Genomic DNA, 26,047 nt, shown 5'->3' with positions numbered 1-26,047 from the left:
CCTGGACACGCTGAAGGGCCCCTTCGCGAGGCGGGGAGGCGGGTTCCCGTGCCCTCGAAGGAGCCCTTCAGACCCCCGGTGAAATGAACGTCGTGGGACGACACCGTCCGAGGGCATGTCTAGTCGATCCGGGTTGTTCGGTGTCCGCGCTCACCCACCGAACAACAACGCCGAACAACCCGGTCAGGGGCAGGGCGGCGTGTAGTCGAGGTCCGGGAAGCTCTCGGTCCACTCGGCCTCGGTGATCCGCGGCGACACCGCCGCGCAGATCCGCTCGGCCGCCCGCCCGGGATCGGCCTCCCAGAAGCGCACGGTGCCGTCCGCGCCCGCGCCGGCCAGGGTGTGGCCGTCCGGGGCGTACTGCGCGGCGTACACGCGGTCGCGCTGCTCGGGCAGCACCGCGTACGGCGTGACCGTGGCGACATCCCACAGCCGGATCGTCCGGTCGTAGCTGCCGGACGCCAGCGTCCGGCCGTCGCCGCTGAAGGACACCGACACGGCCACGTCGGCGTGGCCGTCCAGGACCACCGGGGGCGGCACGTGCGCCGGGTCCGTGACGTCCCAGAGGCGCACCATCCGGTCGGCGCTCGCCGTGGCGACGTGCCGGCCGTCGGGACTGTAGGCGATCGAAAAGATCGTGTCGGTGTGCCCCGCCAGCTTCGCGAGCGGCCGTGGGGCCCGGGGCGCCGAGATGTCCCAGAGCCGGGCGGTGTGGTCCCAGCCCGCGGTGGCCAGCGTCCGGCCGTCGGGGCTGAAGGCGAGGGTGTGGACGTCGTCGTCGTGGCCCTCGAGCTTCGCGATCTCCACCGGACGCAGGCGGTCGGCCAGGTCCCAGAGCCGGGCGGTGTGGCCGTCGCCCGCGGTGGCCAGCAGCCGGCCGTCCGGGCTGAAGGCGACCGCGTCGACGTCGTCGTGGAGCCGGTTGAACACCACCGGCGGCCCCGGCGCGGCCGGGTCGGTGATGTCCCGCAGCGTCATCGTGTGGTCCCAGCTGCCGGTGGCCAGTGTCCGGCCGTCCGGGCTGACGGCGACGCCGCAGACCGCGTCGCCGAAGCCGTCGATGGTGGCCAGCGCCCGCGGCGCGCGCCGGTCGGTGAGGTCGTGCAGCCGGACGGTTTGGTCGTAGCTGCCGGTGACCAGCAGCTTGCCCCCGGGCCCGAAGGCGACGTGGCACGCCTCGGCCGTGTGCGCGGAGACGGCGGGGCCGGGCAGGTCCCAGAGCCGGGCGGACTGGTCGTCGCTGGCCGTGGCGAGGGTGCGGCCGTCGCGGGTGAACACCGCGGAGACGACCGCGCCGGTGTGCCCGGGCAGCGACTGCAGCTCGCGCGGCTGCTTCGGGTCGGCGACGTCCCACAGCCGGGCCGTGCGGTCGAAGCCGGTGGTGGCCAGCGTGCGGCCGTCGGCGGTGAACGCCACCGAGCGCACGATCGCCTTGTGCGTGGTCAGCGACGCCAGCGGCGCCGGGCGGCCCGGGTCCGCGATGTCCCACAGCCGCGCGGTCTGGTCCTGGCTCGCCGTGGCCAGGACCGGCCCGCCGGGGCTGAACGCGACCGAGTGCACGACGTCGGTGTGCCCCGCCACGACCCCGAGCTGGCTCCGCGAAGCGACGTCCCAGACGCGCGCGGTCTTGTCCGCCGACGCCGAGGCGAGCAGCCGGCCGTCCCCGCTGAAGGCGAGGTTGTTGACGTAGGAGGTGTGGCCGGTCAGCTCCCCCGACGGCCGCGGGTGGGCGGGGTCGGTCGTGTCGTAGAGCCGGATCGTGCCCTGGACGTCGGCGGTGGCCAGCAGCGGCCCGGCGGGGCTGAACGCGACGGCGTAGGCCTTGCCCTCGTGCCGCTCGATCGTCGTGCCGGGCCCCGGCCGCGCCGGGTCGGCGACGTCCCAGACGCGGACGGTGCCGTCGTAGCCCGCGGTGGCGACGGTCCGGCCGTCGGCCGCGAAGGCGACGTTGTTCACGTTGCCTTCGTGCCCGGCGAGCACGCCCAGCGGCACCGGGTGGTGCGGGTCGTGGACGTCCCAGAGCCGGGCCGTGCCGTCCCAGCTGGCCGTGGCGATGACCTGCCCGTCGGGGCGGAGGGCGACGGTGTTGACCCGGCCGGTGTGCCCGGTGAGCCGGGTCGCGTACGGCGAGCCGAACATGCCGAGCAGGCCGCTGCGCTCCTCGGCCCCGGGATCGAGGCGGTAGGCGGCGAGCGCGAGCTGCGCGGCCAGCGCGGGGTTCGTGGCGCGCATGGCCAGCGCCTGGCCGGCGACCTTCTGGGCCAGTGCGTCGTTGCGCTGCTCGGTGGCCGTGGTTTCGGCGCGCACCGCGTAGGCGGTGGCGGCCACGGCGAAGACCAGCAGCACCGCGAGCAGCGCGACCAGCTGGCGCAGGCGCCGGGTGCGACGGCGGTCGCGTTCCCGCTCGGCGTGCTCGACGGCGAGGCTCGCGTCGAGGAAGCGCCGTTCACGCCGTGACAGCGCCGAGTCCTGGCGCGCGGCCCATTCCCGGGCGATGGCCAGCCGGGTGCCGCGGTAGAGCCAGCCGGGATCCTCATCGACGGCTTCCCAGGCGCCGGTCGCCTCGGTGAGCTGCCGGTGGACGCGCAGGCCTTCGCGGTCTTCGGTGAGCCACTCGCGCAGCCGCGGCCAGCCGCGGATGAGGGCTTCGTGGGCGATCTCGATGCCGGTGTCGTCGAGGGTGACCAGCCGCGCCGCGGCCAGCTCGCCGAGGACGACGGCGGTGTCCTCACCCGTGTCGAGCTCGGCGCGGGCGATGCGCCGCTTGGTGTCCTCGGTGCCTTCGCCGAGCGCGGTCATCCGGAGGAAGATCTGCCGCGCCAGCCGTTGCTGCCGCGGGGAAAGCTTCGCGAAGGTGCGTTCGGACGTCTGCGCGATGGCCCGCTCGATGCCGCCGGTGGACTCGTACCCGGCGAGGGTCAGCGTGGTGCCGCGGCGCCGCCGCCACGTCTCCAGCAGCGCGTGCGAAAGCAGCGGCAGCACGCCGGGCTGGCCGGTGGCGTCCGCGACCAGCCGGGAGACCAGGGCGTTCTCGACGCGGTACCCGGTGTCGACGGCGGGCCGCGAGATGGCCTGCCGGAGTTCCTCGGTCGTCATCGGGCCGACCAGGACCTGGGCGTCCTGCATGGCCTCGGCGAGTTCGGCGTGCCGCGCGCAGTGGGTGTAGAAGTCGGTGCGGATGCCGAGGACCACCCGGGTGCGGCTGCCCGGTTCGGTGGTCGCGGTGACGAGCGCGTCGAGGAACCGGGCGCGCTCCCGGTCGTCCTGGCAGAGCGTGAAGACCTCTTCGAACTGGTCGACGACCAGCACGACGTCTTCTTCCTCGCGGTCGGCCAGCTGACGGGCGGCGAGACCGAGGTTGCGCGGGTGCGCGGCGAAGTCGTCGAGCAGGGCGCCCGGGGCGACGCCGAGCGCGGCGGCGAACTTGACCGCGCACTCCTGCAGCGGCCGGGGCCCGGGCGTGAGCAGCACGACCGGCCCCTTCACCGAAGGCAGCAGACCGGCCCGCAACAGCGACGACTTCCCGGAGCCGGACGCACCGAGGACGGCGAGAAAACGTTGTCTCGCGAGGCGTTCGACAAGTTTTTCGACAAGTCGTTCGCGGCCGAAAAATCGACCGGCGTCGGCGGGCGTGAAAGCGGCCAGCCCGACGTACGGCGGAATTTCCCCGGATTCCGGCTCGGGCGGTGAATCGGCACCGCCGGTGCGCGACTCTTCGGCGACGGCGTGCCAGCGCTCCTCCCATTCCCCGGGTACGCCGCCGCAGGCCCGGACGTAGGCCAAGGTGACCGCCAAGCTGGGGAGTTTCCGCCCGCCGGCGGCTTCGGACAGCGTCCCGGCCGAGTAGTGCGCCCGGCGCCCGAGCTCGCGGTAGGTCGGATTTCCGGCGCTCTCGCGCAGCCGCCGCAGATCGGCGGCGAATTCGGTCAGCAGATCGTCCCCGGGATCCAAGGGTCGCTCGGGACGCGGCACCCGGTCCTCCTGTTGTTCATTTTCCGATTTGCCCACCGTAGCCAATGACGCGCGGTCAGGTGGGCGAATCGAAAGACCGGCGAACCGCCTCCCGGTCGACCCCCAGCTCCGCCAGGAGCGCGGCCGCCGGGTCCGGTGGAGCCAGCCGCACCAGCACCCGCAGCAGCCGCGCCGGATCGCGGGGCCGCGGCGTCCCGCGGAGGGCTTCGTTGACGACCGCGCGCGCCCCCGACGTCAGCGCGCCCGGGGTCAGCTTCCCGCGCCTCGCCGGGATTCCGGCCGGGCGGAGGCCTTCCACGTCGATGCCGAGCGCGGCCAGCGCGGCCCGGTCCAGCCGGTCCAGTGCCGCGCGGGCGTCCGCCAGGTCCGTGCCGAGCGCCCGCGCGCAGTCCGGGTCGTGCAGGAGGCCCAGCAGCAGGTGTTCGGTGCCGAGCCGTCGGTCGCCGCGGCGGCGCGACTCCTCCAGCGCCGCCGTCACCACCGCGGCGAACGGGCTCTTGGCGATCAGCCGGTCGAGCACGGGCACCTCACTTCCCGTACTTCGCGTGCACGGACTGGCGGGCGACGCCGAGCGCGTCCCCGATCTGCTCCCACGACCAGCCGCGCTCGCGCGCGTGCGCGACGGCCGCCGCTTCCACCTGCTCGGCGAGCCGGTGCAGGGCGCCCACCGCCCGCAGCGCCACCGCCGGGTCCGTTTCCGAGACGCGTCCCGAAACCTCTTCCGCTTTCACGGTGTGTCAGTCTAGCCTGACATGAACGTCAGTTTGAACTGACAGACAGGGAGGGTGTCATGGAGATCGCGGTGATCGGAGCGGGCCCGGTGGGCCTGATGCTGGCGGCGGAGCTGCGGCTCGGCGGGGCCGAGGTGGTGGTGTTCGACCGGCGGGCGGCGCCGGACGAGCGGCCGCGGGCCAACGGCCTCGTCGGCCGGATCGTCGAGCAGCTCGACCACCGCGGGCTCCTGGAGCGGTTCCGGGCCGAAGCGGCGTTCACCGGGCCGTTCCCCGGCCTGCCGTTCGGGCCGGTGCCGGTGACCACGCCCGTGCCCGGGCTGATGCTGCAGCAGCCGCGGATGGAGGCGCTGCTGACCGGACGCGCCCGCGAACTCGGCGCCGAAATCCGGCGCGGGCACGAACTCGTCGCTCTCGACACCGTGCGAGGTCCGGACGGTGAATACCGCCTCGACGCGCGGTACGTCGTCGGCTGCGACGGCGCGCGCAGCCGGGTCCGCGAACTGGCCGGCATCGGCTTCCCCGGCACCACCGACGGCGAGCTGATGCGCCTCGGGCACTTCCGCGGGGACCTTCCGCTGTTCGGCTCCGGGCTGGCGCGCGGCTGGAACCGTCGTCCCGGCGGCCGCGTGCTGGTGACGTCGCTGGCACCCGGCGTGGTGGTCGCCGGTGTCCGTGAGATGGCGCCCGAGCCGGCCGGCGAGCCGACCTTGGCGGAGTTCCGCGCCGCGATCCGCCGGGTCCTCGGCGAAGACCTGCCGCTCGGCGAACCGCTCTGGCTGTCGCGGACGGTCAGCTCCGCCCGGCTCGCCGAGCGGTACCGGGCCGGCCGCGTGTTCCTGGCCGGCGACGCCGCGCACCTCTTCCCCGCCGGTGGGTCGTCGCTCAACGTCGGGCTGCTCGACGCGGTCAACCTCGGCTGGAAGCTCGCCGCCGTCGTGCGCGGTTCGGCTCCGGAGAGCCTCCTCGACAGCTACCACGCCGAACGCCACCCGGTGGCGGCCCGGACGTTGACGCAGACCCGCGTCCAGGCCCTGCTCGACCGCCAGACCGGCGAGGACGGCGATGCCCTGCGGACGCTCTTCGGCGAGCTGGCCGCGTTCCCCGACGCGAGCCGGCACCTCGGCGAGCTCCTGCGGGACGCCGACGAGCTGCCCTACGTCACCGACCTGCCGCTGACGGTCGACGGCGAGCCGACCCGCGTGGCGGAAATCATGCGTGCCGCGCGGACCGTGCTGTTCGACTTCGCCGACCGCGCCGACCTGCGGGACGCCGCCGGACCGGACGTGAAGATCGTCACGGCGTCCTGCCCGGACGCCCCGGCCGACGCGCTCCTGGTGCGCCCGGACGGCGTTGTGACGTTCAGCGGCGACGATCCGGCGTCGCTCCGGGAAGCATTGGCGGCACCGGGGCGTTGACCCCGGTTGTGAGCTCACTGCCTGACGTGCCGCTGTCCGTGCTCGACCTGTCCCCCGTTTCGGAGGGGAACACCGTCGGCGAGACACTGCGCAACACCCTGGACCTCGCCCGCGCCGCGGAACGGCTGGGCTACCACCGCTACTGGCTCGCCGAGCACCACAACATGCCCGGCATCGCCAGCTCGGCCACGGTCGTGCTGATCGGGCACGTCGCCGACGCCACCGAGCGCATCCGCGTCGGCTCGGGCGGGATCATGCTGCCCAACCACGCACCGCTGGTCGTCGCCGAGCAGTTCGGCACCCTGGAGGCGTTCCACCCGGGCCGGATCGACCTCGGCATCGGCCGCGCGCCCGGGACCGACCAGCGCACGGCCCTCGCCCTGCGCGGCCCAGGCGGGCTGTCGGCGGAGAACTTCCCGGAGCACCTGCAGGAGCTGATCGGCTACTTCACCCACTCGGAGGCCCGCGGGGTCAACGCGGTGGTGGCCGAGGGCAACCAGCCGCCGGTGTGGCTGCTCGGTTCGAGTGGTTTCAGCGCCCAGCTGGCCGGACGGCTCGGGCTGCCGTTCTCCTTCGCGCACCACTTCGCCGCGGAGAACACCATCCCGGCCGTGCAGCTGTACCGCGAGAACTTCCGGCCCGGGGTGCTCGACGAGCCGTACGTGATGCTCGGCGTGTCCGTGGTCGCCGCGGAAACCGACGAGCGCGCCCGCTTCCTGGCCGGGCCGTCCGGGCTGACGTTCCTCAGCCTCCGCCGCGGCCGCCCGATCGCGCTGCCGACACCGGAAGAGGCCGCGGAGTACCCGTACACCGAGATGGACCGCGCGTTCCTGGCCGAGCGCTTCGGGTCCAGCGTCGTCGGCTCGCCGGAGACCGTCCAAAAGGGACTCGAGCAGCTCCTGGCCGACACCGGCGCGAACGAGCTGATGGTCACCACGATGGTCCACGGCCACGCCGACCGCGTCCGCTCCTACGAACTCCTCGCCGACCTCAAATCCTGACCGGGCCCCGGAACGGACGGGGACGCACCGTCCGTTCCGGTTGGGCCGAATGGGCAGCCACCGCCCGCGGGACCGCGTTTCTTTTCCCTCGCTGACAACAAGATCGGACCCGTTTGTCAGCACCGGACAAGAAATGTGGGGTTACCAGCCCGTGACCCCGTGATCCTGCTCAAGTTCTTGTCTCCCAGCAGGGCCGTCGTTAGCGTACCGACCAGTAGGAAACGGCACGGTGCCCCCGAGACCGTGAATGGCCGGAATTCGTTGACCCATTCGGACCATTTCCCATTGGCCTTCTCGGGCGTATTCGTCGTGCCGCCGAAACCGCTGGAGGCACACGAATGGCCGAACGGACGACGACGGCGTCGTTCCCGGGGGCGGCCGCACTGCGGCAGACCGGACGGCTCTACGGGCTCGGCCTCGACGTCGTCCGGCTGACCTTCCGCCGCCCGTTCCAGGTGCGGGAGCTGATCCAGCAGTTCTGGTTCATCGCGAGCGTGTCGATCCTGCCGACGGCGCTGGTCTCGATCCCGTTCGGCGCGGTGATCGCGCTGCACATCGGCTCGCTGACCACGCAGATCGGCGCCCAGTCCTTCACCGGCGCGGCGAGCGTGCTGGCGATCATCCAGCAGGCCAGCCCGATCGTCACGGCGCTGCTCATCGCCGGCGCCGGCGGCAGCGCGATGTGCGCCGACCTCGGCTCCCGCACCATCCGCGAAGAGATCGACGCGATGGAGGTGCTCGGCGTCTCGCCCGTGCAGCGCCTGATCGTGCCGCGGGTGCTCGCCGCGATGGGCGTCGCGGTCTTCCTCAACGGCATGGTCAGCGTGGTCGGCGTGCTCGGCGGCTACTTCTTCAACGTGATCATGCAGCACGGCACCCCGGGTGCCTACCTGGCCAGCTTCTCGGCCCTGGCCCAGCTGCCCGACCTGTGGATCAGCGAGATCAAGGCGATCATCTTCGGCTTCGTCGCCGGGGTCGTCGCCTCCTACCGCGGCCTCAACCCCAAGGGCGGCCCGAAGGGCGTGGGCGACGCGGTCAACCAGTCCGTGGTCATCACGTTCCTGCTGCTGTTCGTGCTGAACCTGATCCTCACCACCGTCTACCTGCAACTCGTTCCGCCCAAGGGGAGCTGAAGTGACGACCACGGAACTCCCGAGAGCCGCGCGGGTACGCGAGGCCGTCGACCGCCGGTTCGGCTTCCTCGACACCCTCGGCGACCAGATCCTCTTCTTCCTCCGCGCGATCGCCTGGACCCCGCGGGCCCTGCACCGCTACCTGCGCGAGGTCGTCCGCCTGCTGGCCGAGGTCAGCTTCGGCAGCGGCGCGCTGGCCGTCATCGGCGGCACGATCGGCGTGATGATCGGGATGACCGTCGCCACCGGCACGGTCGTCGGCCTCCAGGGCTACTCCGCGCTGAACCAGGTCGGGACGTCGGCGTTCGCCGGGTTCGTCTCCGCCTACTTCAACACCCGTGAAATCGCCCCGCTCGTCTCCGGTCTCGCCCTGAGTGCCACGGTCGGCTGCGGCTTCACCGCGCAGCTCGGCGCGATGCGGATCTCCGAAGAGATCGACGCCCTCGAAGTCATGGGCATCCCCAGCGTCCCGTACCTGGTGACGACCCGGGTGATCGCCGGCTTCCTCGCCGTCATCCCGCTCTACGCGATCGGGCTGCTGTCGAGCTACCTTGCTTCGCGGCAGGTCACCGTGTGGTTCTTCGGCCAGTCCGCCGGCACCTACGACCACTACTTCCTGCTGTTCCTGCCCCCCGGCGACGTGCTGTGGTCGTTCGGGAAGGTCCTGGTGTTCAGCGTCGTGGTGGTCCTGGCCCACTGCTACTACGGCTTCCGCGCGAGCGGCGGCCCGGCCGGCGTCGGCGTCGCGGTGGGCCGCGCGGTGCGCACCGCGATCGTCGCGATCAGCGTCCTCGACTTCTTCCTGTCCCTGGCGATCTGGGGCGCGACGACGACCGTGCAGGTGGCCGGATGAGACGCGAAACCCGCCGCAAGGCCGGGGTCCGCACCGCGGGCGTGCTGTTCCTCGTGGTGATGGGCGTGCTGGTGACGCTGTCGATCAAGGTCTACGACAAGGACTTCGTCACCACGGTCCCGGTGACACTCAAGGCGAGCCGGATCGGCAACCAGCTCTCCCCCGGCGGTCAGGTCAAGGCCCGTGGCGTGCTCGTCGGCGAGATCCGCGACGTCCGGGCGACGCCGCAGGGCGCCGAGATAGCGCTTGCTCTCGAGCCGGGCAAGGTGGACATGCTGCCCCGCAACGTCTCCGCGCTGCTCGTGCCGAAGACGCTGTTCGGCGAGCGGTACGTCCAGCTGTCCATCCCGGACGGTGCCCGGGCCCCGCACCTGGTCGCCGGGGACGTCATCGAGCAGGACCGCTCGGCGAACGCGGTCGAGCTGGAACGGGTCTTCGACAGCCTCCTGCCGCTGCTGAAAGCGGTCCAGCCGCAGAAGCTGGCGACGACGCTCACCGCGGTGTCGACGGCCCTGGAAGGGCGCGGCGAGCAGCTCGGCCGGACGCTGTCCACCACCGCCGACTACCTCACCGGCTTGAACCCGCAACTGCCGAAGTTCACCAAGGACGTCCAGGACCTCGCTTCGGTCTCCCGGCTCTACGGTGACATCGCCCCGGACCTGCTGGACGCGCTCACCGACTCGGCCGTCACGCTGGGCACGGTGCACGACAAGGCACCCGAACTCGCCTCGGTCTACCAGGAGGTGCGGAGCTCGGCGGGCGAGGTCCAGCAGTTCCTGAACCGCAACAAGAACAACCTCATCGCCCTGTCGGCCGACAGCCGCTCGGCGCTGGAGGTCGCGGCGGCGTACTCTCCCAGCTTCCCCTGCACCCTGAAGGCGATGGACGCGTTGCGCAAGCCGGTCGACGAAGCGCTCGGCAAGGGCACGAACCAGCCCGGCATGCACGCCGCCGTCACCGTCACCCAGTCCCGCGGCAAGTACGTGCCCGGCAAGGACGACCCGGCGTACCCGGCGGCCGGCGGCCCGCGCTGCTACCCCAGCGGCGTCGCCCCGACGACCGGCACCGCCGCGGTCGCGCCCGGCACGCCCCAGCACCCGCTGCTGGTCGGCACCCAGGACGACCTCGGCGTCGCGAACTCCCCGCAGGAGCGGGAGCTGCTGGCCACGGTGCTCGCCCCGCAGCTGGGCGTGCCGACCGGGGAGGTCGCCGACTGGAGCAGCGTGCTCGTCGGCCCGCTCTACCGCGGCACGGAGGTGACGCTGAAGTGAGGAAGTTCGCCGCCCCGCTGCTCAAGAGCCTGATCTTCGTCCTGGTCACCACGGCCGCGACCGCGCTGCTGGCGGTCTCGATCGCCAACACGGGCTTCGGCCGCACCGACCTCTACGGCGCCACCTTCACCGATGCGACTTCGCTGAACGTCGGCGACGACGTGCGGATCTCCGGGGTCCGCGTCGGGCAGGTCGAGGAACTCGAGATCGCCGACCACAGCCTGGCCCACGTCAGGTTCTCCCTCGACGCCGGGCGGCAGCTGCCCGCCGACGTCGGCGCGGTCATCAAGTACCGCAACATGGTCGGGCAGCGCTACATCGCGCTCGAACGCGGCGCCGGCGGCCAGGGCACCCTCCCGGCCGGCGGGGAAATCCCGCTGAACCGCACCACCCCCGCGCTGGACCTGACCGACCTGTTCAACGGCTTCAAGCCGCTGTTCCAGGCGCTTTCGCCCACCGACGTCAACCAGCTCTCCGGCGAGATCGTGCAGGTGCTGCAGGGCGAGGGCGGCACCGTCGAAGAGCTGCTCGCGCACACCGGCTCGCTGACCTCGACGCTCGCGAGCCGCGACCACCTGATCGGCGAAGTGATCACCAACCTCAACCACGTGCTCGGCACGGTGAACAGCAAGGGAACCGCACTGACGACGTTGATTTCGACGCTGCGCGAGCTCGTTTCCGGCTTGGCCGCCGACCGCGTCGTGATCGGCGACGCGATCGGCGGCATCGGCGATCTCTCCACGGCCACCGCGGGACTGCTCGGCGACGTGCGGACCCCGCTGAAGGACAGCATCACCGGCCTCGACGGCGTCACGAAGAACCTCGCGGACGAGCAGACGCTGCCCGGCCTGGAGCAGACGCTGAGCACGCTTCCGGAGAAGCTGAACAGCCTCGGCCGGATCAGCTCCTACGGCTCGTGGATGAACTTCTACGTCTGCAGCGCCGTCCTCCGGACCCAGCCGCCCCGCGGAACGCCCGTGACCGCCGAGAGGTGCGGCTCGTGAAGTCCTTCAAGGAACGCAATCCGCTCGTCCTCGGCGTCGCCGGGAGCGTCGTCCTCGCGGCGCTGCTGACCGTGACGTTCAACTACGACAACCTGCCGGTCGTCGGCGGCGGCACCACCTACCGCGCCGAGTTCTCGGAAGCGGCCGGGCTGCAGCCCGACGACGAGGTCCGCGTCGCCGGCATCAAGGTCGGCGAGGTCCGCGACGTCGAACTGGCCGACGACCACGTGCTCGTCACCTTCCGCGTCAAGAACGCCTGGGTCGGCGACCGGACGTCGGCGGAGATCCGGATCAAGACGCTGCTGGGCCGCAAGTTCCTCGCGCTCAAGCCGACCGGCGACGCCGTGCAGGACCCAGGTCGGACGATCCCGCGCACGCGGACGGTCACCCCGTACGACGTCACCGAAGCGTTCAACGGCCTCGCGAACACCGCCGGCTCGATCGACACCGGGCAGCTCGCGGACAGCTTCACCGCGATCAGCGACACCTTCCGCAACGCCCCGGCCCACGTGCGCACCACGCTCGACGGGCTGTCCGCGCTGTCGAAGACCGTGTCCTCCCGCGACGACCAGCTCGCCGGCCTGCTGGCCAACGCCAAGAAGATCACCACGACACTGGCGAACTCGAACCAGGACTTCGAGCAGCTGCTCTCCGACGGCCACCTGCTTCTGGGCGAGCTCGACCGGCGCCGCCAGGCCATCCACGACCTGCTGACCGGCGCGCAGACGCTGGCGACCCAGCTCTCCGCCCTGGTGGCGGACAACACCGGCGCGCTCAAGCCGGCGTTGAGCCAGCTCAACACCGTGACCGACCTGCTGACCCGGCAGAACGACAACCTGGCCAAGAGCCTGGCCGCCGCCGGGCCGTACTTCCGGCTCGCCAACAACGCGCTGGGCAACGGCCGGTGGCTGGACTCCTACCTCTGCGGCCTGCTGCCCGAAAACCGTGACCCGTGTGTGCCGCCGAAGCAGACGGGAGCCCCGAAGTGAACGACACCCGCACGTACCGGTTCCTCTCCACCGCACTCGTGCTGACGCTCGTCGTCGTGGCCGCGCTGTGGTGGATCTTCTCCGGCACCGGCCTCGACCGCGCCACCGTGCTCTTCTCCCGCGCGGTCGGCGTCTACAGCGGCTCCGACGTCCGGCTGCTCGGCGTCCGGATCGGCCAGGTCGAGTCGGTGACCCCGCGCGGCGAGCAGGTCGAGGTGACGCTGACCTACGACGGCTCCGCACCGATCGCGGCCGACACCGACGTGGTCGTCATCGCCCCCAGCGTCGTCGCCGACCGGTACGTCCAGTTCTCCAAGCCGGCCCGCGGCGGGCCCCGGTTGGTGAACAACGCGACCATCGGCCTGGACCGCAGCGCGACCCCGGTCGAGCTGGACCAGCTGTACGCCAGCCTCGACTCGCTGACCAAGGCGCTGGGCCCCGACGGGGCGAACAAGAACGGCGCCCTGTCGGACCTGCTCACCACCGGCGCGAACAACCTGCGGGGCAACGGAACCGCGTTCAACGACTCCGTCAAGCAGCTCGCGCAGCTGGCCCGGACCCTCTCCGGCAACTCCGGCGACCTGTTCGCCACCGTCCGGGAGCTGCAGCAGTTCACCAGCATGCTGGCCGCCAACGACGAGCAGGTGACGCAGGTGAACCAGCAGCTCGCGTCGGTGTCCGGAACGCTGTCCGCCAACCGCGACGAGCTGGCCTCGGCGCTGCGCTCGCTCGGAAGTGCCCTCGGCGACATCCAGGGTTTCCTCAAGGACAACCGAGCCATGATCAAGTCCAATGTGGACAAGTTGGCGGTGACCACGCAGACGCTCGTCGACCAGCGCGCGTCGCTGGCCGAGTACCTCGAAACCGCGCCGCTGGCCGCGACCAACCTCATCCAGACGGTCGACCCCGCCACCGGCACGTTGCAGACCCGCACCGACCTGATCGACTACCTGCCGCTGCCGGTGACCGGGGACGTCTACACGAACGAGGCGGGCGGCAAATGAGAAGACTGCGACGCGTCACGGCGCTGGCGGCCGGCTGCTGCCTGGTGCTGACCGGCTGCTCCGGCGAGTTCAAGGGCGTCTACGACCTGTCCCTGCCCGGCGGCGCCGACGTCGGCGACCACCCGTACCACGTCACCGTCCAGTTCGCCGACGTCCTCGACCTGGTCCCGCAGGCCGCGGTGAAGGTCGGCGACGTCCCGGTCGGCCGGGTCCAGACCATCCGCCTCGGCGCGGACGGCTGGACCGCCGAAGCCGTCGTCGAGGTCAACGGCGACGTCGTGCTGCCCGCCGACGCCGTCGCCCGGCTGCGGCAGTCCAGCCTCCTCGGCGAGAAGTTCGTCGAACTCGCCGCACCCGACGGCCAGGCGAAGGACCGGGCCCGGTTGGCCGACAACGCGGTGATCCCGGTGTCGCGCACCAACCGCAACCCGGAGGTCGAGGAGGTCTTCGGCGCGCTTTCGCTGCTGCTCAACGGCGGCGGCATCGGGCAGCTGCAGACGATCAACCGCGAGCTCGGCAAGGTGATGACCGGCAACGAGACGCAGATCCGCTCGTTCCTCGCCGGCGTCAACACCCTGACCACCGACCTCGACGCACACCGCCAGGACATCACCGCGGCCCTCGAAGGCGTCAACCGGCTGGCCACGACGCTGGCCGACCGCGACGAGCAGGTGTCCGGGGCGCTCACCGACCTCACGCCGGGCCTGCGCACGCTGACCGACCAGCGCACCCAGCTCGTGGCGATGCTCCAGTCGCTCGACGACCTCTCCGGCGTCGCCACCGATGTCATCCACAAGAGCCAGGCCGACCTCGTCGCCGACCTGCGGGCGCTCGCGCCGATCCTGCAGCGGCTGGCCGACGCCGGAGCGTCGCTGCCGAAGGCGCTGGAGATCCTGCCGTCCTTCCCGTACACCGACGCGGTGCTGCCGGCGATCAAGGGCGACTACCTCAACGTCTACCTGTCGGTCATCCCGGCGCCGGGCGTGCCGCTGCCGAACCAGGGCGAAGGCGTCCCACCCGTCTGCCAGCCGGGTGCCACGGGCAACAACCCGCCCTGCCTCCCGACCCTGCCGCCGCTTCCGCTCCCGGCCGCCGGCCAGGTCACCACACCGGGAGGGCGCTGATGCTGACCACCAGAGTCCGGGTCCAGGTCATCGCGTTCGTCGTGATCTCGCTCGTCACCGTCGCGTTCGTCGGCGCGAACTACGCCGGGATCGGCCGGCTCATCGGCAACGACGGGTACACCGTCAAGCTGGAGCTCGCCGAGGGCGGCGGCATCTTCACCAACGGCGAAGTGACCTACCGCGGCGTCGCCGTCGGGCGGATCGGGGAACTGCGGCTGACGCCGTCCGGGACGGAGGCGGACCTGATCATCGACCGCTCGGCCCCGCCGATCCCGGCGAACACGCAGGCCGTGGTGGCCAACCGGTCCGCGGTGGGCGAGCAGTACGTCGACCTCCAGCCCCGCACGTCGGACGGCCCGTTCCTGGACGGCGACTCGGTCATCCCGCGGGAGAAGACCACGCTGCCGATGCCGGTGCAGAACCTGCTCGGCGACCTCGACTCGCTGACCGCGTCCGTGCCCACCGGCGACCTGCGCACGGTCGTCGACGAGCTCGACGACGCGCTGCGCGGCACCGGGCCGGATCTGCAGGTGCTGCTGGACACCGCGACGTCGTTCACGAACGACGCGTCGGCCAACCTGCCGCAGACGACGAAGCTGATCGACGACGGCTCGACCGTGCTGCGCACCCAGCTCGACTCGTCCGCCGAGTGGCGCTCGTTCGCCGGCAACGCCAAGCTGTTCGCCGCCCAGCTGTCCGATTCGGACGGTGATCTGCGGCGGCTGATCGCCACCGCACCGCCGGCCGCGACCGAGCTGGGCACCCTGCTGCGGGAGACCGACCCCGGGCTGCCGATCCTGCTGGCCAACCTGCTCACCACGGCGCAGGTGATCCAGGCCCGCACCGGCCAGCTGGAGCAGCTGCTGGTGGCGACGCCGAAGATGGTCGCGGCGACGTCGACGGCCTTCCCCGGGGGAGACGGCAACCTCGCCATGGCGCTGACGTACTACGACCCCGTCCCCTGCCGGGCCGGGTACGAGAGCACGCGGTACCGGCCCAGTACGGACACCTCGCCGCTGCCGTTCAACACCAGTGCGTCCTGCACGCTCGAAAAGGGCGACGCGACGTCGGTGCGGGGCTCGCAGAACGTGCCGCACCCGCCGGTGCCGTCCCTCACGGCGCCCGCCTCCGGTGCTCCGCTGCCCGCGTCGCCCGGCCTGGCGGTGTCCCCGACGATCGAGGAGATGCTGTGGCTGGGAAAGTGAAGTGGCCGCTGCGGGCCGCCGTGCTCGCGGTCGTCGTCACCGCCGCCTTCGCGGGCTGGGCGGGGTTGTCCTGGTACCGCACCGCGCACAGCGCCGAACTGACCTACGGCACCGCCCGCGACGAGGCGCTGGCCAGCGGCCGGGAGCTGGTCGCCCGGCTGTGCACCCTGGACTACCACCGGCTGGACCAGGGGCTGGCGCAGTGGCTCGACGCGTCGACCGGCCCGCTGCACGACCGGCTGGCCCACACCGACGACACCACGAAGAAGACCCTCGCCCAGGACGCGACGGTGTCCACCGGCAAGGTGCTGGACGCGGCCCTGAGCGAGCTCGACGAGCACGCCGGCACCGCGAAGCTGCTGGCCTCGGTGGAGATCACCGCCCAGAAGGACGGCGTCGCCCCGGCGACCAAGCGCAACCGCTTCGCGGCGGGACTGACGCGGACCGACGACGGCTGGAAGCTCAGCGCGCTCGACGAGCTGCCGGTGGGGGCCCGATGAGCACCACCGACGCCCCGGCCGCCACCGAAGAAGAGCCCGAAGTGACCACCTCCCCTTCGGATGACGACACCGGCGCACCCGCTCCGGAGATCCCGGAGGACGCCGAACGGCCGCGGCGGCGGCCGATCCTGCTCCCCCTGCTGATCGCCGTCTCGGTGCTGCTGGCCGCGGCGGGCGTGGTGTTCACCGTGGCGGCGCACTCCGCGGCCGGCGAACCGGCCGCGGCCAACCACGCGCTCACCGACGTCGGGGCCACCGCCGACGTCACCTCGGCGGTGACGCTGGCGCTCAACCGGATCTTCTCCTACTCCTACGACAAGACCGACGTCACCGGCCAGGCCGCCCAAGACGTCCTGCGCGGTGACGCCCGCACCACCTACGACCGGCTGTTCGCCCAGGTGAAGGACAAAGCACCGGCCCAGAAACTGGTGCTGACCACGCGGGTGACGTCTTCCGCAGTGCAGGATCTACGCGACGGCCGCGCCCGGCTTCTCGTGTTCCTCGACCAGTTCGCCACCCGCGCGGACAACAATTCCAGCAGTTCCGCGGCCGCGCAGCTTTCGGTGACCGCGGAACGCGAGGGCAATACCTGGAAGATTACCGGCCTCACCCCCCGCTGACCCCAGTTTTCAGCACGCTGCACAATTCGAAGGAGAGTTGGCATGCCCACTTTGTTGCGCACTCGGAAGAACGGCCGGAAATGGGCACGCGCGGCTGCGGTCGTGGCGGCCGCGGGCGCCGCGATGAGCGTCGTCACCGCCGTACCCGCCTCGGCCGACGTGGTCGAGATCCCGGTCGGCTACACGGTCACCGGCAACACGGTGGTCAAGAAGACCGGCAGCGCGATGACCCTCGGCCCGGGCACCCTCGACGGCAACCTGATCATCGACGACCAGACCGGCTCGGTCGGCCTCAACGCGAACCTGGCGCTGCCGCCGTCGCAGGCGAACATCTCCCTGGTGTCGGGCCTGTTCAAGATCAAGGCGAAGGTCAAGATCACCCCGACCGGCCCGGCCACCGGCACCCTCGCCGACGGCACGCTGACCACGCACGCCCAGGCGAACATGGAGATCTACGACATCTGGGCCGGCCTGCTGGTTCCGGTGATCCCGCTGCCGACGATCCCGGGCAGCTGCAAGGCGAGCAAGCCGCTCGATCTCGACCTGAGCGCCAAGGACGTCGACATCTTCGCCCCGAAGTTCACCGTCACCGGCACCTACACCATCCCGGAGTTCAAGAACTGCTTCATCGCCGACCTGGCGCTGGGCGCACTGGTCTCCGGGCCGGGCAACACGATCTCGCTGGACCTGGCGGCCAAGACCGAAGGCTGATCCACCGGACGGAAAGTGGGGCTTCCCGGCCGGGAAGCCCCACTTTTTCCGTGCCTGGTCAGCAGGGTGCGGACGGATCCGCCTTGAGCACGACGCTGAACCGGTCACCGGCGGAGACCGCCTGCAGCGGGCCGCAGATGCCGTTGCTCAGCGGGTCGCTCTCCAGCTGGTCGTTGGACCCCCAGCCGACGATGTCGCCGTTGCTCTTGAGCGCGAGGTTGAACGTCCAGCCCGCGTCGATCGCGACGACGTCGGACAGCGCGGTGTCCGGGACCTCGGCCTGGTGGTTGTCGTTGCGGCCCCAGGCGATCACCCGGCCGTCCTTGAGCGCGAGGCTGTGCTGGTGACCGGCGGAAACGGCGGTGACACCCGATTTCGCGTCGGCCGGGACGTCCGACTGGCCGAAGTTGTCGCTGCCCCACGCGAGGACCTCGCCGTTCTTCAGGGCGAGACTGTGGTCACCACCGGCGGAAACGGCGGTGACGCCGGACGTCGCCGCGGCCGGGACGTCCGACCGCAGGCCCCAGCTGACGACGCGGCCGCCCGCCTTGAGCGCGAGGCTGTGCATGGCGCTGGTGGAGATGGCGACGACGCCGGACTTCGCCTCCTCGGGCACGTCCGTCTGGCCGTACCAGTCGTTTCCCCAGGCCAGCACGCCACCGTTCTTGAGCGCGAGCTCGTGGGCCCAGCCGGCGGCGATCGCGCTGACGCCGGACGCCGCCGCCGGCGGTACCTCCGTCTGGCCGAAGTTGTTGTCGCCCCACACCAGGACCCCGCCGCCCTTGAGGGCCATCGCGTCCATACTGCCCATGGACACCGCGGTCACGCCCTCGAGAGCGTCCGGCGACGGCCCCGAGATGTAGTTCGAGTAACCCCACTCCAGGACACCGCCGGTGTCCTCGGCCGAAGCGGCCGCGGACGGCACGAACGGGGCGGCGACCAGTGCCGCGGCCGCCAGCACGGCGGACCGCCGGGATGCGCTCCGGAAACGGAAGACTTCGGCCACGGGTATCTTCTTTCGCTGAATCGATTCGCGCGGTTAGGGTGCACGCGCGCACTCAGATACTAACCCGGAGAATCGCCGGACGACACCCGTCGAGTTCTTTGTCAAGCGTCAACCAAGAGTCCTCCGCACATACTCCGCTGTTGACAAAAAACGTGGCCGTGAGGACCACCGCCGGGTCCGGTACGTCACACGCTTGTTGCGCAACCGACTGGCGAGTAACCTTATTTCTCACAGCCACCTCGCGAGGGTCAGGGCTGAGCCACGGAAATACCGGGGGAATTCGCGGTACCGATCGGTCCGCGAGGCGCGTGGGCCGCGCCGGCGCCAAGACGTCAACTGGATGATCGAAGGAGATTGACAGTCATGACCCGACTCAGGACCTTGTCCCTCAAGGCAGTCACCACCGCAGCCATCGTCAGCACCGTGGGTCTGCTCACCGCGGGTGTCGCGGCGGCCGACACGGCCTACACCGCCTCGGCCACGCACCGGTGCACGTTCCCCGGCATCCCGCAGCAGGACGTGGCGATCACCGCGTTCCTGACCGGTCCGGACTCGATCCCGGTCAACGGCACCGCGGTGCCGACCAACGTCGGCGGCACCGCGACGATCTCCGCCGCGGTCCACTCGCTGCTGACCGCGGTCGGCTACGACGGCATCCGCGGCAAGGCGACCGTCCCGGTCGCCGCCGCCCGCGGCTCGGTGTCCGGACCGGCGGCCGGCCTGGACATCCCGGAGACGATCTACCCGGCCGGCGGGCCGATCACCGTCAACATCGCCCAGGACGCGAACTCGACCATCCCGACCTACACCGCCCCGGCGACCGACGGCACGGACACGCTGTCCCTCGTCTCGCCGATCACCGCGGCGCTGCAGTTCCACAAGAAGTCCAACGACACCTGGGCGAACTGGAACATGACCTGCACCCTGAAGACCACCACCCCGGCGCAGAACCCGGCGTTCTCGCCGGACTTCGTCATCACCCCCTGATCACCGGGTGAAGCAGCCGTAGGGATGGCCGGGGCCCCGGCCATCCCTACGGTTCGTTCCCCAGCGGCACTGACAGGAGTACGGCATGGCCTTGCGGCTGACCCGGCGGACGGCGACCCGCGGCGCGATCGCGCTGATGTGCGTCGTATCGGTCACCACCGGCGCGTTCACCGGCATCGGTTCCGCCGCACCGGGCGAACCGGACGGCGACGCGGCGTCCGGACGGCACGAGCTGACCAAGACACTGGCCACGACGTGCCCGTTCGCCGACCCCGTCGGGCCGCTCGAGCTCGCCGCGAAGACGACCGCGTCGCTGCCGGCCTCGATGACCGTGGGGCAGCCGGTGACCATCGACGGCCTGGTCGTGTCGTTCTCCCTCCCGCGCGCCGCCGCCCAGCAGCTGCTCGGCACCGGCAGCACCCTCGAAGGCGGCCTGACCTTCCAGCTGCTGCTGGAGCAGGGGAAGGTCAAGGACGCCCTCACCGTCCCGATGACCATCGCCGCCACCGGGTTGCCCGGCGAAGGCGATCTTTCCCTGGTCGCGACCGGAAAGCTCCCGGCGTTTTCCCCATCCGCCGCCGGCGTGCTGCGAATCCGGGTGACCGCACCGAAACTCGCGCTCGGCGTCACCGGCGCGCCCCCGGAGCAGCCCGCCGAGCAGGTGACCTGCTCGGCCGACGGCGGCCAGGACCTCTCGTTCGGCTCGGTGGCGGTCCTGGCGGCCGGCCCTCCCGCGGCGGACGAGCCGGCACCGGAGAAGAAGGCCGCGCCGGGTCCGCGGCCGGCCGGCCCGCAGAAGCACTCGCTGATCGCCGAAGAACCGCCGCCGGACGACACCACCACGATGGTGCTGCCGCTGCAGCCGAACCAGGTCGACAACACGAGCACGATCGCCAAGACCGGCGCCACGATCCGCAGCAAGCCCGCCGCGCTGGCGAACGGGGTCTGGCTGAACATCACCGACGCCGAGGGATTCCCCGTCCGCAGCGAGGTCACCGGTGAGCTGGCCTTCGCCCCGGTGACGGTGTCCTACCTGGGCTACGGCTTCTTGCCGATCAGCGCGACCGTGGAGTTCCTTCCGGTCGACTACCAGCGCAGCACGATGATCCACTCCTTCGGCACGCTGCTGGACGGGTTGCTGCGCAACCACCTCGACGTGGTCTCGCGGCTAAGCAACGTCAAGGTGAACGGTGTCCCGCTGGACGCCGGTCCGGACTGCGTGTCGGAGACGCCGATGGCGATCGACATGATCGGCGAGTACGACCCGTTCGGCGGTGGCTTCATCCAAACCGACCCGAAGAACCCCGACCCGAAGTTCCGGGGATTCACCCTGCCGCCGTTCAAGAACTGCGGGGCGGCGGAGAAGCTGAGCTCCCTGTTCACCGGGCAGAACTCCGGCCCCGGCAACCAGGCTTCGGCACGGCTCACGATCATCCCGCTGTGCGCGGAAGCGGACCACCGCAAGTGCCCGCCGGTCGCGCAGATCCCGCCGGAGACCTTCCGCAAGAGCCGCTGAGCGCCCGGACAGGTCACGGGCACTTCGCCGGTGCGGCCACCCAGGCCCCCACGGCGCTCAACAGGCTCCGGGCGAACGGGTCCGGGAGCCGATCGCACTCCCGCTCGAACTCCGCGGAAGCGTCCCGAGCCGCCGCCACGGCGGCCGGCCGCGCGTGCGGCGGAAGCGCCCCGGCCGTCAGGCCCGGCACGGCGAGCAGCTCGGGCAGTGCCGAGATCCGGCCGTCGAGCAGGTCGGGGAGGGTGGCGTCGAGCCTCGTCCGGTCGCCCCGCAGGGCCAGGACGTCTTCGAGGCGGAGGAACAACCGGCCCAGGGTCGCGCCGCAGGCCCGGAACGCCTCGGCGTCGGCCCCGCCGAGGGCCGCCCCGATGCGCAGCGGGAACTCGAACAGCGAGGCGAAGACCGCCTCCGCGCCGGCGCCCGTCGTCACGACGGCGGCCCGCAGCGAGGTCAGCTCGCCCAGCCAGTCCGAAAAGGACCAGGAAAGCCCGGGCGCCGCCTCGGCGATCAGCCGGGACGCCTGGCCGAGCAGGTAGTCACCGGCGAGGACGGTCGTCGCGGAGTCCCAGTCCACGCCACGCACTTCCCGCGGCGTGACCGCGGGACCGAGGAAAGCCAGCGCACCGAGCGTGGCGAGCTCGATCGCCGCGGCGACCGTCGCGGCCCCGCGCGCCGGGACATCCCCGCCCGCCACGAGGGCCGCGAAGAACCCGATCGCGGGCCGCAGCAGCAGCTTGTCCTCCCGGTCGGCGGTGAACATCCGGGCCAGGAACGGCCAATCGCCCCGGACGAGCGACAGGCACACCTCGTCGCAGGCGGCGAGGAACGGCAGCAGCCGGACACGGGTGGCGGGCGGCAGGTCCAGGGGTTCGGTTCCGGCGAGCGCCGACACGCCTTCGGGCAGCACCACGGCCCGCCGACCCTTCGCGTGGAAGGGGTGCTCGCTGCCCGCGCCGGCCGCGAGCACACGCCAGGCGAGGTGGTACCGGCGGGCCGCGTGCCGCGCCGTCTCGAAGTAGCCGACGAACGAGGATTCCAGCAGCTGCCGGTATTCCCGGCGGGCGGCGGCGGGATCGTCGCGGGCGGCCAGGACGGCCCGGGCGGCGAGCCGTCCTGATTGGACGGCGCCGCTGAGCCCCTCGCCGGTGAACGGGTTGACCAGGCCCGCCGCGTCCCCGACCCGCAGCCCGCCCGGGCCGGCCGCCGAACCAGGGCCGAACCCGCAGGACAGCGGGCCGGAAACCGGAGGACCAGCCGGAACGCAGTCCCGCACGCGGGGATCGAGTTCGGCCAAGGCCGCGACCGCCTCGTCCATCAGGGCATCGGCGGAAACGGCGCCGAGGGCCGACGCGCCGATCGTGCAACCGCCGGGCACGGGAGCGAGCCACGCACAGCGGGGCCGCCCCCGGGGGTCGTCCGCGGGCGGCGCGAGCAACCTCAACACGACCCCGTCTCCCGCGAGGGGTCCGGTGAACCGTCGCGCACAGCTCACGCCGGTGCTTTCCGCCGGCGGCTCGCCGAGGTGACCCGCGCCGCCGGCCAGCACCACGTGCGGGGCGTCCGGCACCGTCGTCCGGTAGTCGGTACCGCACCGGACGGCGTGGTCCCGCAGGGTGTCCCGGAGCACGGAACTGTCCACAACGGCGTATCCCGCTTCGGGAACGGCGTGGGAAACGGTGGCGTCGAAGGCGATCGTCACCGGGTGAACCGGCCAGCCGTCGACGGCCACGCCGATCGAGCGCAGGATCTCGCGCGCCGGGCCGCTGAGCAGGACGTCGTACCGCGGCTCGTCGTCGTCGCGCCCGGCCAGCACGACCGGCATGCCGCCGCGCGCCAGCACGGCGGCGGCCACCGCACCGGCCGGTCCGGCACCGACGACGACGGCGTGGCTCAAGGACGGCTCGCTTCGAGCATCCGCACCAGCGCCCGGCGCGCGGGACCGTCCGGAGTGCGGCCCAGTGCCGCCAGCGCGCGTCCGAAGTGGACGTCGGCGAGCGTGCGCGCGGCTCGCAGCCCGCCGTGCGCGGTGACCAGCTCCCGCACCCGCGGCAGGTCGCCGCCGGAGAACGACGGCGTGAGCAGGAGCCGGTGCAGTTCTCCCGTGGTGTCCCTGCGCAGGGCGGCCAAGGTCGGCGCGCCGAACAGGCCGAGCAGGTGGTCGGTGCCCGCCGGCTTGTCGTCTCCCGCGGCTTCGAGGTCGAGGCAGTCGTCGAGGACCTGGAAGGCGATCCCCCACTCCACGCCGAACTCGGCGAGCGCGGCGACGGCCGCGCTGTCCACCCCGGACTCCACGGCTCCGAGCAGACAGCACAGTCGGAACAGCACGCCGGTCTTGCGCCGCACGAGATCCACGTAGTCCGGCAGGGGCAGCCCGGTGTCGAAGCCGCGTTCGACGTCGAGCAGCTCGCCGTGGGCCAGCTCGGCCACCGTCCGGCTCACGGCCGTGGCGACACCCTCGCCGAGGTCCGCCGCCTCCATCCCGGCCGCCGACAGGCAGGCGAGTCCGGCGAGCACCGCCAGTTCCGGTCCGGCGGCCCGGTGCACCGCGGGTCCGCCCCGCCGGATCGCCGCTCGGTCGATCACGTCGTCGTGCACCAGCGAAGCCAGGTGCACGAGCTCGACGACCGCACCGAGCCGCGCCACCCGCCCGGCGTCGGGCCGTCCGAACTCGGCGCAGGCGGTGAGCAGCCGCGACCGCACCAGCTTCCCCGGCCGGTCGACGAGCCCGCCGACGGTGTCGCGCAGTGGCGCGGAAAGGCCGCCGACGAGCCGCACGAGGTGGTACCGGACCGGGTCCGCGGCCGAGGTCACCGCGAGGAGAACCCGAAGGTCTCGTCGACTTCGAGACCGGGGATCTGCCGGAGCGCGTTCACCACCCGCTGGTACACCGCCAGGTCGTTCATGTAGTCGAGCAGCTGGGCGCGCGTGCGGCCGACCGAAGGCGCGATGACGTCGTCGAAGATCACCCACAGCCCCTGCTTCTCCGGCAGGGTGACCAGTTCGGGGGACAGCCCGGCGAAGACCGCGCGCACGTCGTCCACGTTCTCCTGGGTCAGCTGCACGGTCGAGCCGGGATCACCGAGCAGGCCGATGACGAGCGCGCGGTACTTGTCGTAGTACCGCCGCGCCTCGGCCTTTTCCTCCGGGCTCACGGTCGCCGCCTCGAGCCGGTTCACCGCGACGTCGAGGTTCCGGTAGACGAGCTGGACGACCAGGTTGCCGACGACGCTCTGGCCGAAGAACTCGTCCCGGGCCTGGTCGACGTACCCGTTGTCGTTCGCCAGCGGCAGGTCGTACAGCGAACCGGCCGCACCGAGCATCCGGCAGGCGATCGCCGGCATCGGCGTGTAGGTCTTGCCATTGCCACCTTCACACACGACCGCACCGGAGTCGCCGACGAGCGAGAACCGCTGCGCGTAGATCAAGTCGGTGAAGTGGTAGCCGTCGACGAACACGCTCGCGGTCGTGTCCAGCACTACGCTCGACGTGTACCCCGAACTGCGGCCCACCTTCTCGATCCGGCTGCCCTCCACCACCTGGGTGGTCGAGTCCGCCGTGAGCAGCTCGACGTCCAGTTGCGCCAGCACGGTGTCGATCTTGGCCATGAAAGTGCCGCCGTGGACGCTGGCGAGGAACGCCAGCCCGATCGCCCGGTGCGTCGGGGAGATCGGCGCCATCAGATTGCGGGCCACCGTCGAGCTGACGCCGATGCCCGGCTCCAGCTGGGCGATGGCGGCGTCGGCGCTGTTCGCGACGCCCTTGACGAGCGGGATGGACCGCTTGAACCGGGCGATGGTGTTCCCGGCGTCCGCGCCGCCGTCGAGCGGGGCGGGCTGCAGGATGGCGGTACCCGGTGCGGTGGCGCCGAAGTTCGCCAGGACGTGGTTGGCCGACAGCACGCAAATTGAGCCGTCGGTGCGGTCGCGGACCAGGCAGCCGAGGGTGCCCAGGGTGCCGTCGGCGAGCGAACCGAGGCCGGCGCCCTGCAGCGGAGGCCGGAAGCGCTCGGCGATCGGCGACGGCGCGGCCGCCTTGGTGGCGCCGGAGAACCGGAACTCCCCCGTCTCGACGACGTCCACACCGTGGCCGCCGATCGTGGCCGGCAGCAATCGGCTCCGGGAAACCAAGGCGGCGCGGCGCTTCTTGCGGACCAGGGCGATCACGACCGGCTCGTCGGTGAGCTCGCCGCCGCGGGTGCGGAAGCCCTTCGCGACGCCGACCACGTTCGGGTCGGTCAGGTGGTCCTCGGCCAGCCGGGCCTTCGCCGCGTCGAGCGCGGCCGCCGTTCTCGCGTCCATGCGCACGGTCAGCGCACCTCGATCGTCGCGACCGGGGGAACCGGGCTGGGTCCCATGAGGTTGATGGTGGTGGGGAACGAAGTACTGACCCCGCTGTCCTTGAAGACCGTGACGGCGCCCTTGGCGCCGGACTCCGCCTTGATCGTCATCGTCCCGGGATTGCGAACCGCGGGAAGCTGAGGCGATCCGGTCAAGGTGGCGGTACCGGTCAGCACGGTCTCGACGGCGGTCGTCGGCATCGTGACCCGCGGGAAGACGATCGTCACCGGCAGGCGTCCGGAGAGGCCCCGGGAGTCGGCCACCATGACCGTGCCGGTCACTGTCACGGTCAGTGAGCTGTATCCGGCGGTCCGGAGCAACAGCGGGAAGGCCCGGTCGCTGATCGCCTGCACGATGACCGGACCGAGCGTCACGATCGTCCCGTAGCCGACGACGGCGGGAATTCCGGAGATGATCCGCACCCGGAACGGCGGCGGGCTGGCCGCGGGTCCGCTGGCCCGCCAGGTGAGCTCCGGGAACTCGTCGGCGGCCGCGACGGCGCCTGCCGGCATGGCCGCGCCCGCGGCGAGCACCGCCGCTCCGCGCAGCGCGGAGCGTCTTTTGAATACGGGTTCCACCGTGACTCCCCCTCGGAATCGTTCTTATCGGAGGCTAACCACAAAATCGACGGGCGGACAAGGCAATTCCGCTCTTTCATCGGATCA

General features: G+C 71.8%; 23 protein-coding genes. 15 read left to right on the top strand and 8 right to left on the bottom strand.

Annotation, left to right across the window (positions count from 1 at the left end):
* Window positions 1-183: 183 nt before the first annotated feature.
* The 3 genes from ACFPLC_RS23915 to ACFPLC_RS23905 are packed head-to-tail and all read right to left on the bottom strand — an operon-like array spanning window position 184 to window position 4,703.
* Window positions 184-3,972, bottom strand: coding sequence for an nSTAND1 domain-containing NTPase (locus ACFPLC_RS23915; RefSeq protein ID WP_446681660.1), 3,789 nt, complete (start codon window positions 3,970-3,972; stop codon window positions 184-186).
* A 55-nt stretch (window positions 3,973-4,027) separates the two neighbouring features.
* Window positions 4,028-4,498 carry a Clp protease N-terminal domain-containing protein gene (locus ACFPLC_RS23910; RefSeq protein ID WP_378207104.1) on the bottom strand — a complete coding sequence of 157 codons (471 nt, stop codon included), beginning with the start codon at window positions 4,496-4,498 and terminating at the stop codon, window positions 4,028-4,030.
* 1 nt (window position 4,499) lies between these two features.
* Entirely contained in the window at window positions 4,500-4,703 is a 204-nt protein-coding gene (locus tag ACFPLC_RS23905) for a hypothetical protein (protein ID WP_378207101.1), read from the bottom strand.
* Window positions 4,704-4,762: 59 nt separating this feature from the next.
* Between ACFPLC_RS23905 and ACFPLC_RS23900 the strand changes: the two genes are divergently transcribed.
* The 13 genes from ACFPLC_RS23900 (at window position 4,763) to ACFPLC_RS23840 (ending at window position 17,536) form a co-directional block, all read left to right on the top strand.
* Window positions 4,763-6,121 carry an FAD-dependent monooxygenase gene (locus tag ACFPLC_RS23900; protein ID WP_378207098.1) on the top strand — a complete coding sequence of 453 codons (1,359 nt, stop codon included), beginning with the start codon at window positions 4,763-4,765 and terminating at the stop codon, window positions 6,119-6,121.
* Window positions 6,122-6,129: 8 nt separating this feature from the next.
* Window positions 6,130-7,122: an LLM class flavin-dependent oxidoreductase gene (locus ACFPLC_RS23895; RefSeq protein ID WP_378207095.1), complete on the top strand. Its 993-nt coding sequence runs from the start codon at window positions 6,130-6,132 to the stop codon at window positions 7,120-7,122.
* 338 nt (window positions 7,123-7,460) lie between these two features.
* A complete protein-coding gene (locus ACFPLC_RS23890; RefSeq protein ID WP_191313747.1) occupies window positions 7,461-8,255 on the top strand; it encodes an MlaE family ABC transporter permease in 795 nt (264 codons plus the stop codon).
* Between the two features lies 1 nt (window position 8,256).
* Window positions 8,257-9,108, top strand: coding sequence for an MlaE family ABC transporter permease (locus ACFPLC_RS23885; RefSeq protein WP_378207092.1), 852 nt, complete (start codon window positions 8,257-8,259; stop codon window positions 9,106-9,108).
* Window positions 9,105-10,379, top strand: a complete 1,275-nt coding sequence (locus ACFPLC_RS23880) for an MCE family protein (protein WP_378207089.1) — start codon at window positions 9,105-9,107, stop codon at window positions 10,377-10,379. The genes ACFPLC_RS23885 and ACFPLC_RS23880 overlap by 4 nt, the downstream gene beginning before the upstream one ends.
* A complete protein-coding gene (locus tag ACFPLC_RS23875) occupies window positions 10,376-11,383 on the top strand; it encodes an MCE family protein (RefSeq protein WP_378207086.1) in 1,008 nt (335 codons plus the stop codon). Before ACFPLC_RS23880 ends, ACFPLC_RS23875 begins: the two co-directional genes overlap by 4 nt.
* Window positions 11,380-12,372, top strand: a complete 993-nt coding sequence (locus ACFPLC_RS23870; RefSeq protein ID WP_378207083.1) for an MCE family protein — start codon at window positions 11,380-11,382, stop codon at window positions 12,370-12,372. Before ACFPLC_RS23875 ends, ACFPLC_RS23870 begins: the two co-directional genes overlap by 4 nt.
* On the top strand, window positions 12,369-13,376 hold the full coding sequence (locus ACFPLC_RS23865) for an MCE family protein (protein WP_378207080.1): 1,008 nt from the start codon (window positions 12,369-12,371) through the stop codon (window positions 13,374-13,376). The genes ACFPLC_RS23870 and ACFPLC_RS23865 overlap by 4 nt, the downstream gene beginning before the upstream one ends.
* Entirely contained in the window at window positions 13,373-14,500 is a 1,128-nt protein-coding gene (locus ACFPLC_RS23860; RefSeq protein ID WP_378207077.1) for an MCE family protein, read from the top strand. Before ACFPLC_RS23865 ends, ACFPLC_RS23860 begins: the two co-directional genes overlap by 4 nt.
* Window positions 14,500-15,705 (top strand): MCE family protein, encoded by a 1,206-nt coding sequence (locus tag ACFPLC_RS23855; protein WP_378207075.1) that lies wholly within the window; start codon window positions 14,500-14,502, stop codon window positions 15,703-15,705. The genes ACFPLC_RS23860 and ACFPLC_RS23855 overlap by 1 nt, the downstream gene beginning before the upstream one ends.
* Window positions 15,690-16,205: a hypothetical protein gene (locus tag ACFPLC_RS23850; protein ID WP_378207072.1), complete on the top strand. Its 516-nt coding sequence runs from the start codon at window positions 15,690-15,692 to the stop codon at window positions 16,203-16,205. The genes ACFPLC_RS23855 and ACFPLC_RS23850 overlap by 16 nt, the downstream gene beginning before the upstream one ends.
* The gene (locus tag ACFPLC_RS23845) at window positions 16,202-16,825 is read left to right on the top strand and encodes a hypothetical protein (RefSeq protein WP_378207070.1); all 624 of its coding nucleotides are present in this window, start codon (window positions 16,202-16,204) and stop codon (window positions 16,823-16,825) included. The genes ACFPLC_RS23850 and ACFPLC_RS23845 overlap by 4 nt, the downstream gene beginning before the upstream one ends.
* Window positions 16,826-16,867: 42 nt before the next feature.
* Window positions 16,868-17,536 (top strand): hypothetical protein, encoded by a 669-nt coding sequence (locus tag ACFPLC_RS23840; protein ID WP_378207068.1) that lies wholly within the window; start codon window positions 16,868-16,870, stop codon window positions 17,534-17,536.
* 58 nt (window positions 17,537-17,594) lie between these two features.
* Here the strand turns inward: ACFPLC_RS23840 and ACFPLC_RS23835 are convergent, their stop codons facing one another.
* Window positions 17,595-18,542, bottom strand: a complete 948-nt coding sequence (locus ACFPLC_RS23835; RefSeq protein WP_378207065.1) for an RCC1 domain-containing protein — start codon at window positions 18,540-18,542, stop codon at window positions 17,595-17,597.
* Window positions 18,543-18,905: 363 nt separating this feature from the next.
* Between ACFPLC_RS23835 and ACFPLC_RS23830 the strand changes: the two genes are divergently transcribed.
* Window positions 18,906-19,529 (top strand): DUF6801 domain-containing protein, encoded by a 624-nt coding sequence (locus ACFPLC_RS23830; RefSeq protein ID WP_378207062.1) that lies wholly within the window; start codon window positions 18,906-18,908, stop codon window positions 19,527-19,529.
* 85 nt (window positions 19,530-19,614) lie between these two features.
* Entirely contained in the window at window positions 19,615-21,045 is a 1,431-nt protein-coding gene (locus ACFPLC_RS23825; protein ID WP_378207060.1) for a DUF6801 domain-containing protein, read from the top strand.
* A 13-nt stretch (window positions 21,046-21,058) separates the two neighbouring features.
* Here the strand turns inward: ACFPLC_RS23825 and ACFPLC_RS23820 are convergent, their stop codons facing one another.
* From ACFPLC_RS23820 to ACFPLC_RS23805, 4 genes are read right to left on the bottom strand one after another with little or no spacing between them, the layout of a single operon-like run.
* Window positions 21,059-22,939 carry a hypothetical protein gene (locus ACFPLC_RS23820; RefSeq protein WP_378207057.1) on the bottom strand — a complete coding sequence of 627 codons (1,881 nt, stop codon included), beginning with the start codon at window positions 22,937-22,939 and terminating at the stop codon, window positions 21,059-21,061.
* Window positions 22,936-23,856 (bottom strand): polyprenyl synthetase family protein, encoded by a 921-nt coding sequence (locus ACFPLC_RS23815; RefSeq protein WP_378207055.1) that lies wholly within the window; start codon window positions 23,854-23,856, stop codon window positions 22,936-22,938. The genes ACFPLC_RS23820 and ACFPLC_RS23815 overlap by 4 nt, the downstream gene beginning before the upstream one ends.
* Entirely contained in the window at window positions 23,853-25,343 is a 1,491-nt protein-coding gene (locus ACFPLC_RS23810; RefSeq protein WP_378207052.1) for a chymotrypsin family serine protease, read from the bottom strand. The genes ACFPLC_RS23815 and ACFPLC_RS23810 overlap by 4 nt, the downstream gene beginning before the upstream one ends.
* Before the next feature lie 8 nt (window positions 25,344-25,351).
* Window positions 25,352-25,960, bottom strand: coding sequence for a hypothetical protein (locus ACFPLC_RS23805; RefSeq protein WP_378207050.1), 609 nt, complete (start codon window positions 25,958-25,960; stop codon window positions 25,352-25,354).
* Between the last annotated feature and the right edge of the window lie 87 nt (window positions 25,961-26,047).

The organism is Amycolatopsis plumensis, from assembly GCF_042652605.1.
Lineage (GTDB): Bacteria > Actinomycetota > Actinomycetes > Mycobacteriales > Pseudonocardiaceae > Amycolatopsis > Amycolatopsis plumensis.
Note: the sequence above shows the minus strand (reverse complement) of the source record. Positions and strands in the feature narration are given on the sequence as shown.